General features: G+C 71.1%; 17 protein-coding genes. 9 read left to right on the forward strand and 8 right to left on the reverse strand.

Annotated elements, in window-relative coordinates; translation table 11 throughout:
- Positions 1–352 precede the first annotated feature (352 nt).
- Both ACH4PU_RS34605 and ACH4PU_RS34610 read left to right on the forward strand, forming a co-directional pair.
- Positions 353–1,414: a NucA/NucB deoxyribonuclease domain-containing protein gene (locus ACH4PU_RS34605; protein WP_398281458.1), complete on the forward strand. Its 1,062-nt coding sequence runs from the start codon at positions 353–355 to the stop codon at positions 1,412–1,414.
- 79 nt (positions 1,415–1,493) lie between these two features.
- On the forward strand, positions 1,494–2,048 hold the full coding sequence (locus tag ACH4PU_RS34610; protein ID WP_398281461.1) for a hypothetical protein: 555 nt from the start codon (positions 1,494–1,496) through the stop codon (positions 2,046–2,048).
- Between the two features lie 16 nt (positions 2,049–2,064).
- On the opposite strand, the gene ACH4PU_RS34615 is transcribed toward ACH4PU_RS34610, so the two are convergent.
- Both ACH4PU_RS34615 and ACH4PU_RS34620 read right to left on the reverse strand, forming a co-directional pair.
- Positions 2,065–2,406: a transposase family protein gene (locus tag ACH4PU_RS34615; RefSeq protein WP_398281464.1), complete on the reverse strand. Its 342-nt coding sequence runs from the start codon at positions 2,404–2,406 to the stop codon at positions 2,065–2,067.
- 206 nt (positions 2,407–2,612) lie between these two features.
- Entirely contained in the window at positions 2,613–3,356 is a 744-nt protein-coding gene (locus tag ACH4PU_RS34620; protein ID WP_398281467.1) for an FAD-dependent monooxygenase, read from the reverse strand.
- Between the two features lie 89 nt (positions 3,357–3,445).
- On the opposite strand from ACH4PU_RS34620, the gene ACH4PU_RS34625 reads away from it, so the two are divergent.
- The 4 genes from ACH4PU_RS34625 (at position 3,446) to ACH4PU_RS34640 (ending at position 8,089) form a co-directional block, all read left to right on the forward strand.
- Positions 3,446–3,688, forward strand: coding sequence for a winged helix-turn-helix domain-containing protein (locus tag ACH4PU_RS34625; RefSeq protein WP_398281604.1), 243 nt, complete (start codon positions 3,446–3,448; stop codon positions 3,686–3,688).
- Between the two features lie 566 nt (positions 3,689–4,254).
- Positions 4,255–5,040, forward strand: coding sequence for a hypothetical protein (locus ACH4PU_RS34630; RefSeq protein ID WP_398281470.1), 786 nt, complete (start codon positions 4,255–4,257; stop codon positions 5,038–5,040).
- 147 nt (positions 5,041–5,187) lie between these two features.
- Positions 5,188–6,657 (forward strand): class I SAM-dependent methyltransferase, encoded by a 1,470-nt coding sequence (locus ACH4PU_RS34635; protein ID WP_398281473.1) that lies wholly within the window; start codon positions 5,188–5,190, stop codon positions 6,655–6,657.
- A gap of 109 nt (positions 6,658–6,766) precedes the next feature.
- Positions 6,767–8,089: a hypothetical protein gene (locus ACH4PU_RS34640; protein ID WP_398281476.1), complete on the forward strand. Its 1,323-nt coding sequence runs from the start codon at positions 6,767–6,769 to the stop codon at positions 8,087–8,089.
- A gap of 201 nt (positions 8,090–8,290) precedes the next feature.
- Here ACH4PU_RS34640 and ACH4PU_RS34645 read toward each other — a convergent pair whose 3' ends face one another.
- On the reverse strand, positions 8,291–8,623 hold the full coding sequence (locus ACH4PU_RS34645; RefSeq protein WP_398281479.1) for a hypothetical protein: 333 nt from the start codon (positions 8,621–8,623) through the stop codon (positions 8,291–8,293).
- A 13-nt stretch (positions 8,624–8,636) separates the two neighbouring features.
- Between ACH4PU_RS34645 and ACH4PU_RS34650 the strand changes: the two genes are divergently transcribed.
- Positions 8,637–9,350: a Mu transposase domain-containing protein gene (locus tag ACH4PU_RS34650; protein ID WP_398281482.1), complete on the forward strand. Its 714-nt coding sequence runs from the start codon at positions 8,637–8,639 to the stop codon at positions 9,348–9,350.
- Positions 9,351–9,637: 287 nt separating this feature from the next.
- On the opposite strand, the gene ACH4PU_RS34655 is transcribed toward ACH4PU_RS34650, so the two are convergent.
- Positions 9,638–9,886: a hypothetical protein gene (locus ACH4PU_RS34655; protein WP_398281485.1), complete on the reverse strand. Its 249-nt coding sequence runs from the start codon at positions 9,884–9,886 to the stop codon at positions 9,638–9,640.
- A gap of 502 nt (positions 9,887–10,388) precedes the next feature.
- Between ACH4PU_RS34655 and ACH4PU_RS34660 the strand changes: the two genes are divergently transcribed.
- Entirely contained in the window at positions 10,389–11,459 is a 1,071-nt protein-coding gene (locus ACH4PU_RS34660; protein WP_398281488.1) for a fatty acid desaturase family protein, read from the forward strand.
- Here ACH4PU_RS34660 and ACH4PU_RS34665 read toward each other — a convergent pair.
- Positions 11,420–12,073 carry a hypothetical protein gene (locus ACH4PU_RS34665; RefSeq protein ID WP_398281491.1) on the reverse strand — a complete coding sequence of 218 codons (654 nt, stop codon included), beginning with the start codon at positions 12,071–12,073 and terminating at the stop codon, positions 11,420–11,422. The genes ACH4PU_RS34660 and ACH4PU_RS34665 overlap by 40 nt on opposite strands.
- 532 nt (positions 12,074–12,605) lie before the next feature.
- Positions 12,606–13,472, reverse strand: coding sequence for an SDR family NAD(P)-dependent oxidoreductase (locus ACH4PU_RS34670; RefSeq protein ID WP_398281494.1), 867 nt, complete (start codon positions 13,470–13,472; stop codon positions 12,606–12,608).
- Between the two features lie 117 nt (positions 13,473–13,589).
- Here ACH4PU_RS34670 and ACH4PU_RS34675 point away from each other — a divergent pair, with 117 nt between their 5' ends.
- Positions 13,590–14,183 (forward strand): TetR/AcrR family transcriptional regulator, encoded by a 594-nt coding sequence (locus ACH4PU_RS34675; protein ID WP_398281497.1) that lies wholly within the window; start codon positions 13,590–13,592, stop codon positions 14,181–14,183.
- 694 nt (positions 14,184–14,877) lie between these two features.
- Here ACH4PU_RS34675 and ACH4PU_RS34680 read toward each other — a convergent pair.
- Positions 14,878–15,429 (reverse strand): YciI family protein, encoded by a 552-nt coding sequence (locus tag ACH4PU_RS34680; RefSeq protein ID WP_398281607.1) that lies wholly within the window; start codon positions 15,427–15,429, stop codon positions 14,878–14,880.
- A 42-nt stretch (positions 15,430–15,471) separates the two neighbouring features.
- Entirely contained in the window at positions 15,472–15,594 is a 123-nt protein-coding gene (locus ACH4PU_RS34685) for a hypothetical protein (protein WP_398281500.1), read from the reverse strand.
- Positions 15,595–15,644: the final 50 nt, after the last annotated feature.

Raw genomic sequence — 15,644 nt, forward strand, 5'->3', positions numbered from 1 at the left:
GACGAGCCCGATGCTCCACCAACCGCATCAGTCGCATCGTGGCCGCCGTCCACACCCTCCTGAACTGCAACTACTCAGGATGAAAGACGCTCAGTGACCGCACCACGCAAGTTGAGCCAGAGCCGGAACTCGTGAACAAAGCCAGGCCCTCGACGGGAAACCACACCGTCTGATTCGGGCCGGTGTGGGCCTGAACGCACAAGGCGATGGGAGCCGGCGCCGACCGTTCTCAGCCACTCTTGGCAAAAACGTTTCCGCCAACTGCGCCCTGGCGTACGGTCATTGACCGCTGCCGCGCCCCATTTAGGGCAAGACGGCTCACGGGGCTCGCACGGCACAAGGGGGAATCATCTTGCGAATACAGATCGTCAGAGGTCTCACCGTCTCCGCCCTGGCGGCCGGCTTGCTTGTACCGGCCGCAGTGTCTTCGCAGGCGGTTGGGGCTGAGCCGGCTGCCCCGGCGCTGATCGAGGCCGACGTCGCCCCGGTGTCTGTGGAGACCGCCTCATCGGTTACGACCGCAGGGGTGGTGGCGACGCCGCAGGCGAATGCCACCTGCAAGATCAACATGATCTCGATCAACCGGTTCAGTGAATGTGAATGGGTCACCCTGCGGCTGAAGGTCATCCGGGTCGTCAACGGCGTCCCCCGGCAGGTCGGTACCGCCACATTCACCGCCCGTCACACGATGACGCTGCATTCGAAGTCGGCGAACTGGGACGAGAAGTTCCAGCTCTCCAAGGCCAGCACCACCGGCGAAGGCAAAGGCATCACCGTCAGCGTCACCGCCACGGCCGGGAACGGCACCACCGCGAAGACGCACTACAACCCGCACCTGCTGGACGCGGCCTCGTCAGGCAGCGTCACCTACACGACCGGGGTCATGCGCAAGGGCCGCATCAATGCAAAGACTCAGACCAGGTACATGTTTGAATACACCAAACTGGGTTACGTCCCCGGCTCGACCGCCTACCCCTCGGCGACCTGGCGGTGTGACAACTACTACGGCACCTCCGGCTGCGCCATGACCGACCAGCCAACCGCGGTATCAATGGTCGGTATCCCGTGGATCGACGACGGGATCCGCACGCTCCGCGCCCGCGGCGGCCACTACGGCGACCCGAACGGCGGCAAGCCCCTGCACTGGATGATCAACGCCAAGCAGAAGAACGACAACCGCAGGGCGGTCTGCGGGGGCCGCACGGCACCGCCGGACATGAAGCGGGTCGGGCGCACGTACTGTGACGAGTACCCCTTCGCCTCCACCTACGAGGGTGGAAAGAAGCTGCCGGCTTCACAGCGTGAGACGACGTGGGTGAGCCCGAACGAGAACAACACCCAGGGCGCCCGCATCACGAACTGGCGCCGGCCGATGCACGTCATGGACAACGATCCGTTCTACGTCATCGCCTGACGTTTGGCAGGCTGGCCCGAACGGCAACAAAGGGCATCCCCGAGTACCCGGGGGTGCCCTCCTGCGCGAGGAAACCACAGTGATCATCGCTGAGATCACCCTGACGCCGGAGACCGGCGAGTACGGCTACCTCCTCGCGCTCGGCGAGGAATACCAGTGGCCGCCCGAGTGGCCGTACGGCTGGCGGTGCGGGCCCGTCGGCAGCGACACGGCGCACATCCTCACCGACACCGATACCGGCACCATCACCATCACCATCCAGACCCATAACGAGCCGCCCCCACCCGAGACCGGCTCGGGCTGGGATCGCGCAGAAGAAATGAGCCTGCACGCCACCGAGGACACCCCCATCATCTACATCCTCAGCAGTGGCGACTTCGAAGAGGCCGAACCCGACGACGGCCCACTTATGCTGCCCACCGATCAGGTACCGGTCTGGATCCGGATGCGCCTGTACTGCCGCACCGCAGACCCGGAACACGGCGTCGGCGACCTCGGCGAGCACCACCTGATCCAGTTGTGGGCCGCTTCGCAGAAACCGCCAGTGCACCCGGAGCTCACCGAATCCGATCTCACGCTACGCCGCTCCTACAAGGAGGACTTCGACCGGAACGCCGCCGCCTGGCGGCAATGACTTGCATAGATCGAGGTCATTGCCGGTCGGCGTCTTCACCGCCCACCTCGCCGGAGACCCGACCGCCGCCGGCGAACCCGACGAGACCGCCGTCACTGAGCTTTTTCCAACCGCAGGTTGAGGCGTGATGAAGGGCGGGGATGATCTTCACGATGGCGGTGACCCGGTTGCTGCTACAGCGGAGTTTCCGCGGGAGGCGCCAGCCCTTCAGGGCGGCCATGGCTTGCTCGCCGAGGCAGCGGATCCTGGCGTGGGTGCTGTTGTGCCGACGTTGCCGCAGCTTGAGACGCAGGCTGGGGAAGGGCACCGGGATGATGCCGTCGCCGCCTTGATACGCCTTGTCCGCCCAGCACTTCACCTCCGCGTCGCGGGGGCGTAGTCACCGGCCGTCCCCATGTCGTGGCGAGCGCCGGGAACGGTGGGTGAGGCCCACAGCCGTAGACCTGCCGCATCGGCGATGACCTGCCACTCCGAACCGGGCTCGTCGGACATGGCGGCGCCGACCCGGTTGAGAGCTCCCGCGGAGCTGCGCATCGACCGGTGACCGGTCGGTGCGGGCTCGGTCTACCGGTTCGCGGCTTCGCGAGAGGCGATCCGGTTCGTGCGAACGACCGCGCGGCCCACCGCGTTGCGCACCGCGAGGCCCGGCCGGGTGCGGGGCACCATGAGCCTGGAGAGCAGACCGACGCGTCGCTGCCGCGGGCCTACCTCACGGCGGAGCCGCGACTCGTAGGCGGCGAAGGCGCGGGCGTGATCACCGGGATGGGCGGCGAGCTCGTCCGCGAGGGCGTACGCGCCCGCCATCGCCATGCTGGACCCGTCACCCAGCAGGGCCGTCGCCGCCGCCGCGTCCCCGAGCAGTGCGACCCGTCCGCGGGACCACGAGGGCACCCGGACGGTGGTCAGGGGGTCGAAGAACGGAGCCGGGTGGTCGAGGAAGGCCGCCACGAGTTCCGGTGCCCGCCACCGGACGTCGGCGTAGGCGTCGGCCACGGTCTGCTTGTGAAGGGCGATGTTCTTGCGGTCGTGGGGCGCCGGCTGTGCGGCCCGGAAGGTGAAGATCGCGAGCGGGGTGGTCCGCGAGGGGTGGAGGACCAGCATCCGGTTCGGCACGGTCAGCATCGTCATCTCGGTCGGGTCCTCGATGGCGTCGGGTTCCAGTGGGACGGTCGCGCCGTACAGGCCCAGGTCGCTCGCGAACTGCCGCTCGGGCCCGAATACCAGGCGCCGTACGGTGGAGTGCATCCCGTCGGCACCGACTACCAAGTCGAAGCGCCGTGGCGCGGACCGCCGGAAGGTGACGTCCACCCCTCCTCCGTCCTGGTCGAGAGCGGTGCGATGCGCTCGATCTGGGTGCGGTGTTCCGCGCCCTCGCCGACGAGCACCGTCGTTCGGTGATGACGCAGTTGGCCACCGACCGCAGCGACAGCGAGCGAGGCTGCAACTCGTTCGATCTTCCGATCTCGAAGCAGACCCAGACCCACCACTTCCGGGTCCTTCGCGAGGCAGGTCTCATTGACGAGATCGACTACGGCAACCGCAAGGGCATCCGACTGCGACGCGCGGACATCGAGAAGAGATTCCCCGGGCTCCTCGCGCTCCTGGGGGCGGCGCCTCCGGCCGATACCGCTCCTCGCTGAGCACAGCTGAGCACACCGGAGGGGGGTCCGATCCGGCCCCGAGCCGCGAGCTCGACCGAATCCGGCTCGCGCCCGGCTCGCGGGCAGCCGGGCACGACCTCAGCCTCGACGAACGGTCGTGCGCCGACACCTGTGCATGGCACCAATGTCCTCGCTACGCCATGACGTACCCCTGGGCACCCCGCCGACCATCACGTATGTGACCGGCCTCGGGGTAGGGCCGCCCGCTCGGCCCGGGCGGTCCGGGACCGATCCGCCGCCGCGGCGGAACGCGACGCCGCGCCCCGCCCGGGCATTGCCGACCGGCAGGCATCGGCATGCGGAGACGACCAAGGGCGCGCGGGATCGACGCTCGGGATGGGCGGGTCTGTTGGTTCGAACATCTCAGTCTTCCGGGTGGAGGGCGGCATCGGACGTAGGAGGCGTTCGCGCGGCGATGACGGGCGATGACGCCGGAGGGCGCGGGGGTGGGGCGAGTCGAACACGCAGCCCGCGCTTCTTTCGCTGGCTACGCTATGTGCGCACTCAATTACTTTCCGCGCTTCCTTCTCGGAGGACCGATCCCTGTGCCCTCTAACACACCGGACCCGGCGGCCTACTTCGCCTTCCGCGACCGGCTTCTCGGCCCGTTGCGCACCACCGTCCTCACTGGTGAGCAGCTCTGCGAGGCCGGGCGTCTCATCTACGGCGAACCCGACGGCCTGTCCCTGTACGGGATTCCGGCCCCCGACATGGCCGCCAAGGGAATCACCCTGCTGGGCCGAACGACCATCGAGTGCTCGGTCGACGCCTACGTCGCTCCCGTCGCCGACGCTCTGGCCGGCCTTCTGGCCTCCACGGTGCTCGAAGGGCCGGACACCGACGCGCCGTTGATCGTGGACCTGTTCTGCGGCTCCGGCAACTTCGGGTACCACCTGGGCCGGCGCCTGGCCCTGCCCGTGCAGGCCGCGGAGCTGGATCCGGCCGTCTACGCCACGACGCGCAACAACCTGGAGCGCATCGGGTCCGCCATCACCCTGCACCCGGTCGACTACCGCGACCTGCTGGGGAAGCTGCCGGCCGCGTCCACGCACGACACCTACATCGTCGAGCCGCCCTGGGGCCCGGCCTTCACCGCCTCCGGCCTGGACCTGACTCTTACCTCGCCGCCCGTGCCGGAAATCCTTCAGGACATCCGCCGCACCCGCGACGGCCTGCCCTGCAACGTCGCGATCAAGACCAACGACCAGATCGCCCACGACTCCCTGGCGCGCTCCTTCGCCGGTGCCGAGCACCTGGCGACCGTCACGCCGTCGCCCCAGCTGCCGTACGGAGCCAACATGGACTTCCATCTGTACCGCTTGGACGGCTGACCGCCTGGACGGCTGACCGCGGGCGACGGGCCTGGGCCTGTTAGGGCGCGGGCGTTCCGGACATGCCTTCCGGATTTCATCACGCGCAGTTCCGCGCGGTGCCGCCACGCCCGGAGGCACCGCACCGCAAGCTGATCGGAGAACTTCTTGACGACGGTTGCAGGACCCGCGGGGGCCGGCGACGCCGCGGCCCTCACGTTCGACGCGCTGGGCGGCACTTACGAGGAGACGCACGGGCGGATCCCCGAACTCCTCGCCTCACTCGACTGGTTGACCGGCCGTCTGCCGGAGCGGGCGAGGGTGCTGGACCTCGGCAGCGGGACGGGACGTCCGACCGCGCAGCGGCTGGCCGAGGCCGGGCACGAGGTGTTCGGGTGCGATGTCTCGGCCACCATGGTGGACCTGGCCCGCAGCCGGGTCCCGGCCGCCCGCTTCGAGCAGGTCGACCTCCGCGACCTGCCGGACGAGCCGGACGGCTGGGACGCGGTGACCGCGTTCTTCCCGCTGCTGCAGATGTCCCGGGCCGACATCGCCGCCACCGTGCGCCGGATCGGCGCCTGGCTCAAGCCCGGCGGGCTGCTGGCCCTGGCCACGATCCCCGCCGACGCCGAGGACTTCGAACTGACCTGGATGGGCCAGGCGTGCCGGGCCTCCAGCTTCCCCGCCCCGGTGTTCCTGGACCTGGTGCGCGAGGCCGGACTGCACATCGTGCACGCCCGGACCAGTCTCTTCCGGCCCGACCTCGCCGCCGCCGGCGAGGAAGAGCACCTCTTCGTCCGCGCCGTCAAACCCGGCGGCCCCGACGTCCCGCCGCACGCCCTGGCGGGCCCTTATCCGCTGCCCACCGCCTATCGGGGGCCGCATGCGCTGGGCCAGGACGGCTGGCTGGGCATGGAGACCCGCTTCGAACGCCGCGACATCGCCCTGGTCGCCGACGCGTTGGCGGGCAACGCGAAGGTGCTCGACGTCGGCGGCGGCACCGGCGCGGTCGTCAAGGAGATCACCGCCCGGCTGGGCGCGTGTACGACCGTCGAACCGCACCTGGACCGCGAGCGGAGCATGCGGCCCCTCACCCGCGATGGCGTCACGGTGCTGCCCGGCCGCGCCGAGGACCTGCCCGTCCCGGACGACGCGGTGGACGCGGCGGTGGCCACCTGGGTGCTGCACTACACCGACGACCCACGGCAGGCGGTGCGGGAAATGGTGCGCGTCGTGGACGCCGCGCACCCCGCAGCCCGGATCGTCCTCGTCCAGGGCGCCCCCGACAACGAGCTCATCGCCCTGTGGAACCGCACCTGCGCGTCCCTGACCGGCCAGGGACCCGACCACCAGGGCTACTTGCTCACCCTCGCCGCACGGGAACTCGCCGCGAGCGGGTTCGCCGACGTCTCCTTCACCCGCGCGCCGGTCGACGTCGTCTTCCCCGAGGACGGACCGGAGGCCAAGGCCGAGGCGGCCGCGCGGGACCTGGCCGCGTTCTGGAGCACCGGAGACCCCGCCCCGGCACGCCTGCGGGAGGCCCTGCTGCCCGTCATGCGGGAGCACTTCGCCACGGGGACCGACCGCTTCAGCGACGACGGCGTGCTTCTCGTGGCCCGCCCCCGGCCCGCTCTCTGACCCCCTTCCCGGCGCCGGTCCGGTCCGGGGCGGGGGTGCCCGTCCCAGACCTCCCCGGCCGGCGCCGCCGTATGCCCGCTCGCACGGCCCCATGGAGGAAACCGCGTCGATGACCACGACACCGCCCGAGTTCTCGACCGACGAGCCGGCCCGGAGCCCGGCCTCGGACGACCGCACCCGACCGGCCGGTGAGGTCTGCGCCGCCGGGACGCCCGGCTGCCCCGTCGCCAACCCGGGCGGCATCCTCCACCACGGCGCGGGCGACCCCGCCCCCTTGTACGCGCATCTGCGGACGCACCACCCCCTCTTCCACGACCCGCTGCTCGACGTATGGGTGGTCTCGCGCCATCAGGACGTCGTCCGGGCCTTCCGCGACACCCCGGGGGACTTCACCAACCAGCGGACCTTCGAACCCCTGTGCCCGCCGGCTCCGCAGGCCCAGGCCGTCCTGGCCGCCACGGACATGGCCCCGGCCGCCAGTTCGCTCGACCCGCCCGAGCACACCCGCCTGCGCCGCGCGGTCAACGCCGCCTTCCCCACCACCGAACGGCGCGTCGACGCCCTCGACGGCCTGCTGCACGACGTGGCGACGGCCCATGCCACCGCCCTGGCCGGGCGCCCCTCCCGGACCGGGGACCTCGTCGCCGACTACGCCCGGCCCCTGTGCCTGGCCGTCCTCGGCCGCCTCGCCGGCGTAGCGGACGCGCACCACCCCGCCGTCGCCGCCCAAGCCGCCGCGATGACCGTGCTCGTCGCCGACCGGCTCACTCCCGCCCGGCAGGCGGAAGCCGCCCACGCCCTCGGCGAGTTGTGGGCCTTCTGCCGGTCCCTCGCTCACGACGCACGCCATCTCGACCTGGACGGTCTGCTGCCCACCCTGCTCGGCCACCGGCCCGCCGGCGGGGCCGCCTTGACCCCCGACGAAGCGGCGTCCGTCCTGATGGAGATGCTCATCACCACCGCCGAGGTGATGCCCAAACTCATCACCAACACCCTCCACCACCACCTCGGCCCCCGGCGCCCGCACCCCGGCGGCCTCTCCGCGCTCCGCTCCACCGAACACATCGACCGGGCCATCACCGGCACCCTGCGCCACGCCACCCCCCTCATCGGCTGGCTGCGCGCCACCACCCGCCCACTCCACCTCGCCGACACGCCCGTTCCCGCACACGCCAGACTCCTGCTGCTCCTCGGCTCCGCCTGCCAAGACGCCCCCACCACGGCGCCCACCCCCGCCTTCGGCGCCGGCATCCACTACTGCCCCGGCGCTGCCTTCAGCCTGCGCCTGGCCCGCCACGCCATGACCGCCCTCAACCGGGCCTGCCCCGGCCTCGCGCTCATCGAACCCGGCGCCGACGGCTCGGGCGGCGCCGCGTCCTGGCCGCTCAACGCGCTCACGCGCGGGCCGGCGCGGCTCGACGCCACCTGGTGAGGTGGTCGGCGGGTTCGCCTGAACGTGCCGGTCGGATGCCGCGCACCGGCACTCCTGTGGCGCTCCTGGCCTCGTACGGGGGCGTACGGCGGCCTCCGACCGGATGGCCGTGACGGTTCCAGCCTCCGGCTGACCTCATGCCCGGCCACCGGCGGAGGAACGGGGGCGCGCGGGTCCGCGGCGCCCGCGCCCACGCGTTTGTCAGGCACGCCGTCGACGCCGCCCTGGGACGGACGTGCCCCGCGCCGGGGCGCGCGGGACAGCGTCGGCCGCTTCGCGGGGCCGGGACGGAGCAGAGCCGGCGGAAGTAGGAGGGGCCGCGTCCTCGCCGACCATGCGGCCCTCCGCCTCGGCCCAGGCGTGGGCGACGAACGGCGGGCGGGCCCGTACGCCGATGGTTCGCATGGCGAAGGCGGACCTGGTGCCCATGACGGCGAACCTGCGGAAGGAGTAGGACTCCTTCGCCGAACTCCGCGGCGAGTGCGCGATCTTCTGCCGGACGGTGAACAACCGGACCCACCGCGAGACGGGCAAGGCCCCGTCCTCGATGCTCGACGTCGAGCGGACGCGGCTGCATCCGCTGCCGAACTACCCTCACACACTCGCGCTCGGCGAGTCGAAGCAGGTCCTGCGGGACCAGACCGTCCGCTTCGGGTCGGTGCGGTATTCGACGCCGGCCGGCCTGGTCGGGCAGGAAGTCTTCGTCCGCGTCGACGGCGACGAGCTGGTCGTCGTGGTCGACCTCTCACGGCTGGCCCGCCGGCCGGAGTGGCTGCAAGGCCCGGCCGGACTGACGGAAGTCGCCCGTCACCAGATCGCCCTGCCCGGTCGGCCGGTCGTCGACCCGGCCCACTATCCCAACCACCCGCAGGTAATGGATGGTTCTCCCAGGCCGCCGCGGCCGAAGCCGGCCGATGACGCCGAGGCCGCGTTTTTCGCGCTCGGGCCAGGGGCGAAGTCGTGGCTGAGCGAGGCCGCCGCGGCGGGGACGAGGCGGATGCGCGTGAAGATGGCCGCCGCTGTCGAACTGGCCGCCCTGGTCGGAGTCGCCGAGGTCGACATCGCGCTCGGGCTCGCGGCGACCGCCGGCAGGTTCGCCGACGACGACCTGCTGTCGATCGTCCAGCACCGCAAGTCCGGCGTCCGTCCCGCCGACCTCGTTGTCACCGACGAGGCCCACTCAGTCCAGCCCGGCACTTCCGCCTGGGCCGGCTTCGGCCGCACCAACAGCGGCCCGGCAGAAAGGAATCCGCAGCCATGACCGGCATCGCGCTGATGGAGCCCGGCACCCCCGTCGCGGCCCAGCCTCCACCACCGGCCGCCGTTCCGCCTCCGCCGGCGGCCCCGCCGATCCCGCCCGAACTCGAGCACGTGCCCAAGCGGATGCGGTTCCCCTATCTCCGCAAGGCCGCCCCGAACGTCCTGGCCACCGCCCGCTCGCAGCGATGGGACCCCGCCGAGGTGGTGCGGATCCTGCTGGAAGCCGGCGCGGCAGTGGCACGGCCCGGGCGCCGGCGAAGGCACCGGCCCGCCGGGCTTCCGCTCCGGCTACTTGTCGCCGTTGAGGTGGGACGGCAGCGCCGTCAGCACCCGCCCGAGAACCGAGTCCCGGAGGGCCCGCTTGTGGACGCTCAGACTCCATCCGCCTCGAGGATCACGCTTCACGCTCACCTCGGTCCGCAGGAGTGCGACGACCAGGGCGGTGACGGACAGCGTCACGGGATCCAGGCGTTCCCTCGGGGACCGCGCGTGTTCCACGGCCCCGCCGACCGTCTCCACCAGGTCCGCCCGCCGCACCGCGGCGTGCTCCAGGGCGATGCGGGCCAGCCCCCTTCGGAGACGGCCGGCCGGTCCGGCGGCAGGTCCATCTCGACGCCGGACACGGATACGTCATGGAGCGACTCGCCCTCCGCGCCCGCCGGTCGTCCCTCGGCGGGGAGGAGGCCGCGATCCTCCGCCAGGACCGACAGTGCTCGGACGGCTTCCTCGTCGGAGAGTGCTCTGATGCGCGACTCCACGTCATCGCCATCTCGGCTCGGCATGCTCCGATTCTGACTTGCCTGCCGCCTAACCGGGAGATGTCGCACGGGACGTCCGGGCCAGGACCGTGCGGCGGGTGTGACGCGCGGACCGCGCGCCGGCCCGGCCGCTCGTCGCGCTCGGCGGGCGGCGCAGAGCCGTGTCCGCCCTTCGCCGCCCGTGCCCCGGCTCGCCGCGGCATGCGCCCCGCCGCCCGGGGGGATGCTTGAGCCCGAGAGCCCGCAGCGGCAGCGCCGCGGCGTGGCATGCGGGAGGGCCTGTGGGACGTTCGCCGGTGTCGGGCCCCGGGGTGCCGGGCGGTGAAACGGGCGGCAGCGAGTACGCGGTACTGCTGCGCCGGGTGAAGGAAGCCGGGCTGCTGGAGAGGCGTCCCGGCCGCTCTGCCTGCGGTGTGGTCCTCACCTTGATGTCGCTGGCGGCGCTGGTGGCGGCGTTGTCCGCCGTCGGTGACTCGTGGTGGACGCTGCCGCTGGCCGTTCCGGTCGCCGAGTGCTTCGTCCGTGCCGCGTTCCTCGGGCATGACGCGGCCCATCAGGCGATCGCCCGGTCCCACCGGGTGAACCGGATCCTGGGGCTGGTCTTCTTCCCCCTGGTGACCGGGGTGAGCCTGGCGGGCTGGAGATACCGGCACAACCACCATCACGCCCACCCCAACGACCCGGAGAAGGACCGCAACCTGATCGACGGGCCGTTGGCCTGGACGCTGGAGCGGTCGGGCGCCCGGCGCGGTCCGGCGGGCGTGCTGGCACGGCGGCAGGGCATGGTGTTCTCCGTGCTGGCCGGCCGCCCGTTCCTCCTCTTCTGCGCGGCGATGGTGATCGAGTCGCTGTGGGTCCTGCTCACCAGCGTCCTGTACCTGCGCGGCCGCCCCCTGGCGGAACGACTGGTCGAGACGGTGCTGCTGGCCGGGCACTACACCGTGTGCGTCGGGGTGCTCCTGGTCTGCATGGCACCCGCGAAGGCCGTCCTCTTCGCGGCAGTCACCCTGGTCCTCTTCGGGTTCCACATCGGCTGTGCGTTCGCGCCCAACCACAAAGGGATGCCCGCGTCCGGCCGGGCGGATACGGACTACCTGCGGCGGCAGGTGCTGCCCACCCGCAACGTGCGGGGCGGCCGCGTGGTCTACTGGCTTCTGGGCGGGCTCAATTACCAGATCGAGCACCACCTGTTTCCCGGCATGCCGCGCGCGAACCTCCGCAGCGCGCAGGCCCTGGTCCGGGACCACTGCCGGCGCTGTGCGCTGCCGTACGCGGAGGCCGGCCCGAGCGCCTCGTACGCCGCGGTCCGCGATCACCTCACCGGCGCCGCGTGCTCGGCACTGCCGCGGTAGTACGGCGGGGCCGAGCGCGGTCGGCGCTCCTCCTGCCGCCGGCCCATGACGTCGGGAGACGCGTGGCCGCGCGGTGGTGCCTCATGTGGCCGGCTGCTTGGCGGCGGTGAGTTTGGGCAGGAGGGTTTCGCAGATGCCGCGGATCGAGCCGTCGCTGTGCAGGACTTCCATGACGGGAAGGTCGTCGCGGTTTCGAGGTTCTCGTCGAACCCTTCCTCCAACAGGCCGACGGCGCGGGCGTAGGAGATGGCGTTCGTGGCCGCGTCGAGTCCGATCACCCGGACCGCGTCAGGGCGCCGTCGAGCCGCGTAATAGGCGCGGTCCCACTCGATCAGCTCGGCGGTGGTGAGCGCAGTGGCCTGCGGCGACGTGTAGTGGGCATACAGGTCATCCAACGTCACGCGATGATTGAGCAGGGCGGCGTTGATGCCGTATGAACAGCAGATGTCCAGCATCGTTGCCGGTTCTGCCGGCTGGGCTTCCGGCTCGCAAGCCGCGAGCACACGACGGAAGATGCCCTGAGCGTGGTGGGGTGTTTGGTACTCCAGCGGGCCCAACACGCGGAAATAGGCCCGAGGGTCCGGCTGATCATAGATGCCATCGAACTGTGTCATGCCTGCGGTGATAGGAACAGCCCTCGACTGCGAGGCGCTGACCTCGGATGTTGCTCCGCTGTTCCGCGCATTGGCCATTGCACTTATGCCCTTCGCTCCGGCTGGGCCCGCAATACCGCAAGACTGAATGACCACCGTGCGGAGCGGGAACAGGGCGGAGATGAAACCGGCCATGCGCCACTGCCATCCCAGGCGAAGATCACCGACGGCATCCACAAGTCGAGCCAGAACCAAAACTCGTGAACAAAGCCAAGGGGGTGACCGTGAGAGCGACTGCTGCCTGGACCACTTCGAAGGCCGCACCTGGCGCGGCTGGCACCACCACGTCACGCTCGTCACCGCCGCACAGGCCTTCCTCACTCTGCGGTGGCTGCACCCAAAAGCCGTCATGCCGGCCTGAGCCTCTACCAGGTCCTCGACGCTCTGCAGGGCCTGCTGCGGTGCTGGACCGGCACTTGCACTACCTGCGGTCGTCCGCTGCCCAGCACACGCATCCGCACCAGAAGCAGACACTCACAGACCTAACGAAGCACTACTGGCCCTCGGCCGGGGCGGGGGACGGCGCGGGGGCCGGGGCCGGGACGGCCTTCTCCGCGGCCCGGCTGGTCTCCTCCCACCCGGCCCAGGTCGCCATCCGCTGCTTCGCCAGGTCGAACGCCAGGTCGTACACCATGCTGCCGAGCAGCAGGCGCAGCGGCGGGTCCTGCGCGTCGACCAGCTTGACCAGCGCCTCGGCGGCCAGCCTCGGCTCGCTGTCGATCGATGACTCGGCCCACTGCTTTTCCAGCTCGGCCCGGAGGGGGGCGTACGCCTCGATCGGGGTGGTCGTGCGCATCGCGGAGTACAGGTCGGTCCAGTAGCCGCCCGGCTGCACGATGCTGACCTTGACGCCGAACGGTGCGCCCTCCATCGCCAGCGCCTCACTCATCCCCTCCAGGGCGAACTTGGAGGCGCTGTACAGGCCAGTGGTCGGGAAGCCGCCGAGGCCGCCGATGCTGGAGATCTGCACCAGGTGCCCGCCGCCCTGCCCGCGCAGCACCGGCATCGCCGCCTGGCTGACCCAGAGCGCGCCGAAGAAGTTGAGCTCCATCTGCTCGCGCGCCTCAGCCTCGGTGAACTCCTCCACCATGCCCGCCGACAGCAGGCCGGCGTTGTTGACCACCACGTCCAGCCGGCCGAAGTGCTCGGCGGCGGCGCCGATCGCCGTGAACGCCTGTGCCCGGTCGGTGAGGTCGGCGGTGACCGGCAGGACGCGGCCCGGGTGGGCGGCCGCCAGCTCCTCCAGTGCCGAGGTGGTGCGGGCGACGGCTGCCACCCGGTCACCCTTGGCCAGGGCGGCCTCGGCGAACGCGCGGCCGAGGCCGCGGCTGGCACCGGTGATGAACCACGTGCGGGTCATGAGCTGACTCCCTCCAATAAGACGAGACGGTCCGTCTCGCGCCTCCCCACTATGAGCCGCCGGGATGACCGTGTCAAGACGGACCGTCTCGTCTCGTGCTGGTGCTAGCGTGGGCCCATGACCAGACCGCCGGACGCGTCCCGCCGCAACGAGGCCTCCCGTCGCGCGATCCTCACCGCCGCCTTCGAGCTCGCCGGCGAGCTCGGCTACGCGAAACTCGGCGTCGAAGCCATCGCCGCCCGGGCCGGCGTCGGCAAGCAGACCATCTACCGGTGGTGGCCCGGCAAGGGTGCCGTCCTCTTCGACGCCTTCCTGATGCTCAGCGAGGACGCCGACGGCACCAGCGCCGAGCTCCCCGACACCGGCGATTTGGAAGCCGACCTGAAGATCGTCCTGCGGGCCACCGTCGCCGAACTGAACGATCCCCGGATCGCCGAACCCATGCGCGCGCTCACCGTCGAGGTCGCCACCGACCCCGCGCTCGCCGCGGAGTACGCCGAGCGCCTCGACGAGCCCGTCCGCGAGCTCAAGCGCCGCCGCCTGCGCGCCGCGCTCGACGCCGGCCAGCTCGCCCCCGGCACCGACCTGGACGCCGCTGTGGACGCCGTCTGGAGCCCGCTGCTCACCCGCTGGCTGCTCCGCAGCGGCCCGCTCACCCCGGAGTTCGCCGACACCGTCGTGGAGACCGCCCTCCGCGGCCTCCGGCCCTGAGCGACTGGGCAGCCCGTCAGGAGCGCGGGGAACTGCGCGAGCTCCTCGTCCCGGGTGGCTGGTCGCGCTCGGCGCCAGGTCGAGCCGGTGCGGCGCCCGGCAACCCGGATCAGCAGCAGGGCGAGCCGGCACGGCAGGACGCGGTCACCCTCGCCGGCCCCGCCGGACAGCTCGTCCACACCACCCGACCCACCGACGCCCAGCAGAACGTCTTCCGAGCATGCGACGTCCCGATGCCGGCAAAGGTGACCGCCGTCGAGACCGCCTGGCGTTGTCGCGTACGTCCGCCAGCCAGCGAGCCGTGTGCTCCACGAAGAACCCCAACTTCGAGATGGGGTGCTGGATCGGCTCCGGCATCGCGCAGTTCCTCTCGTACGAGTGCGAACCCGGAGACCTTGGCCGCCGACGCCACCGGCCGATCAAGAACCGTGAAACCCGTGCGAACCGCCAGCCCCCGTGCCGCATGGCCCTCAGCCAGTTGCGTCGAAAGTTTTGACAGTAACCCGGACTCTTCGTTCCGTTCCTACCGGGGCCCCGAGATCCCCGCGAGTTCTCGGGAACTGAAGGCTCTTCAGCGCGAACCCACGGGGCCACCGGTGTGCGTCAGGCCGATGCATCCGTGAGTTCGGGTGAAACACGAGGATGCTGAGAGACTCGGAGGGCTTCGGCGGGTGATGTCGGCGGACATCATCGGCTATGACGGGCGTCCGCCGAACTGCCAGTTGTGCACCTCAATGTCGGCATAACGGTCCGGGGTCAGGATGGCGCGTGCCGTGCCCGGGTCCGGCGCCCGGACCAACGCCGCCGTGCCCAGCCAGGTGGCGCCGTTGTCGGACAGCAGCGGCCCATAGGCGATCAGCTCGTCCCGGTCGGGTGGCACCGCGAGGTCGGCGGCCTGCCCTGTGCCGAGGCCGAGCACCAGATACCGGTTGCCGCCAGTCCGGCCGCCGGGGAAGTCCCACATGGTGCGCCCCAGCGTGTTGCGCCACCGTCGCACCAGCACGTCCCGGTAGACGCCGGCCTGGTAGTTCGGCTCGTCGAAGGCGAACGCGCGGGCGGCGGCGGGATCGGGCAGGTCGACGATGTGCGCGCTGCCGGTGGGTGTGTCGCCGTCGCCGGCGAGGGTCGGCCCCCGGGCGATCATCTCCTTCGCGTACCGGTCCATATAGGACCAATGCTCTTCCAACAGTTCGTCGCGCAGTGGCAGGGAGCCGGGCCGGTCGCGGTGGTAACAGAAGAACTCCATGCCCAAGGATCTCTTCACGGAGGTAACCAGGTCGAGCGGGTTTCACTGCGAAGGCTGCTCGGCGGCCTGCTCCAGCAGGATCCGTGCGGAGTTCGCGTAGCGGATCGCGGTCTTCTCGTCCAGGCCGAAGACTTCGGCGAGGGGGAGCGGATCGGGGCCGTGCACGAGGGCTTCTTCGGGCCGGCGGTCGACGCGGAGCCGTTCCAGTGGCGTCC

The sequence above is a fragment of the Streptomyces sp. NPDC021100 genome (assembly GCF_044333095.1).
Lineage (GTDB): Bacteria > Actinomycetota > Actinomycetes > Streptomycetales > Streptomycetaceae > Streptomyces.

Bases quoted from the DNA above. Each gene is read 5' to 3' on its own strand.
- ACH4PU_RS34625 (WP_398281604.1), top strand. From the start codon at position 3,446: ATGACGCAGTTGGCCACCGACCGCAGCGACAGCGAGCGAGGCTGCAAC.
- ACH4PU_RS34640 (WP_398281476.1), top strand. From the start codon at position 6,767: ATGACCACGACACCGCCCGAGTTCTCGACCGACGAGCCGGCCCGGAGC.
- ACH4PU_RS34650 (WP_398281482.1), top strand. From the start codon at position 8,637: ATGCTCGACGTCGAGCGGACGCGGCTGCATCCGCTGCCGAACTACCCT.
- ACH4PU_RS34665 (WP_398281491.1), bottom strand. From the start codon at position 12,073: ATGACACAGTTCGATGGCATCTATGATCAGCCGGACCCTCGGGCCTAT.
- ACH4PU_RS34670 (WP_398281494.1), bottom strand. From the start codon at position 13,472: ATGACCCGCACGTGGTTCATCACCGGTGCCAGCCGCGGCCTCGGCCGC.
- ACH4PU_RS34675 (WP_398281497.1), top strand. From the start codon at position 13,590: ATGACCAGACCGCCGGACGCGTCCCGCCGCAACGAGGCCTCCCGTCGC.
- ACH4PU_RS34680 (WP_398281607.1), bottom strand. From the start codon at position 15,429: ATGGAGTTCTTCTGTTACCACCGCGACCGGCCCGGCTCCCTGCCACTG.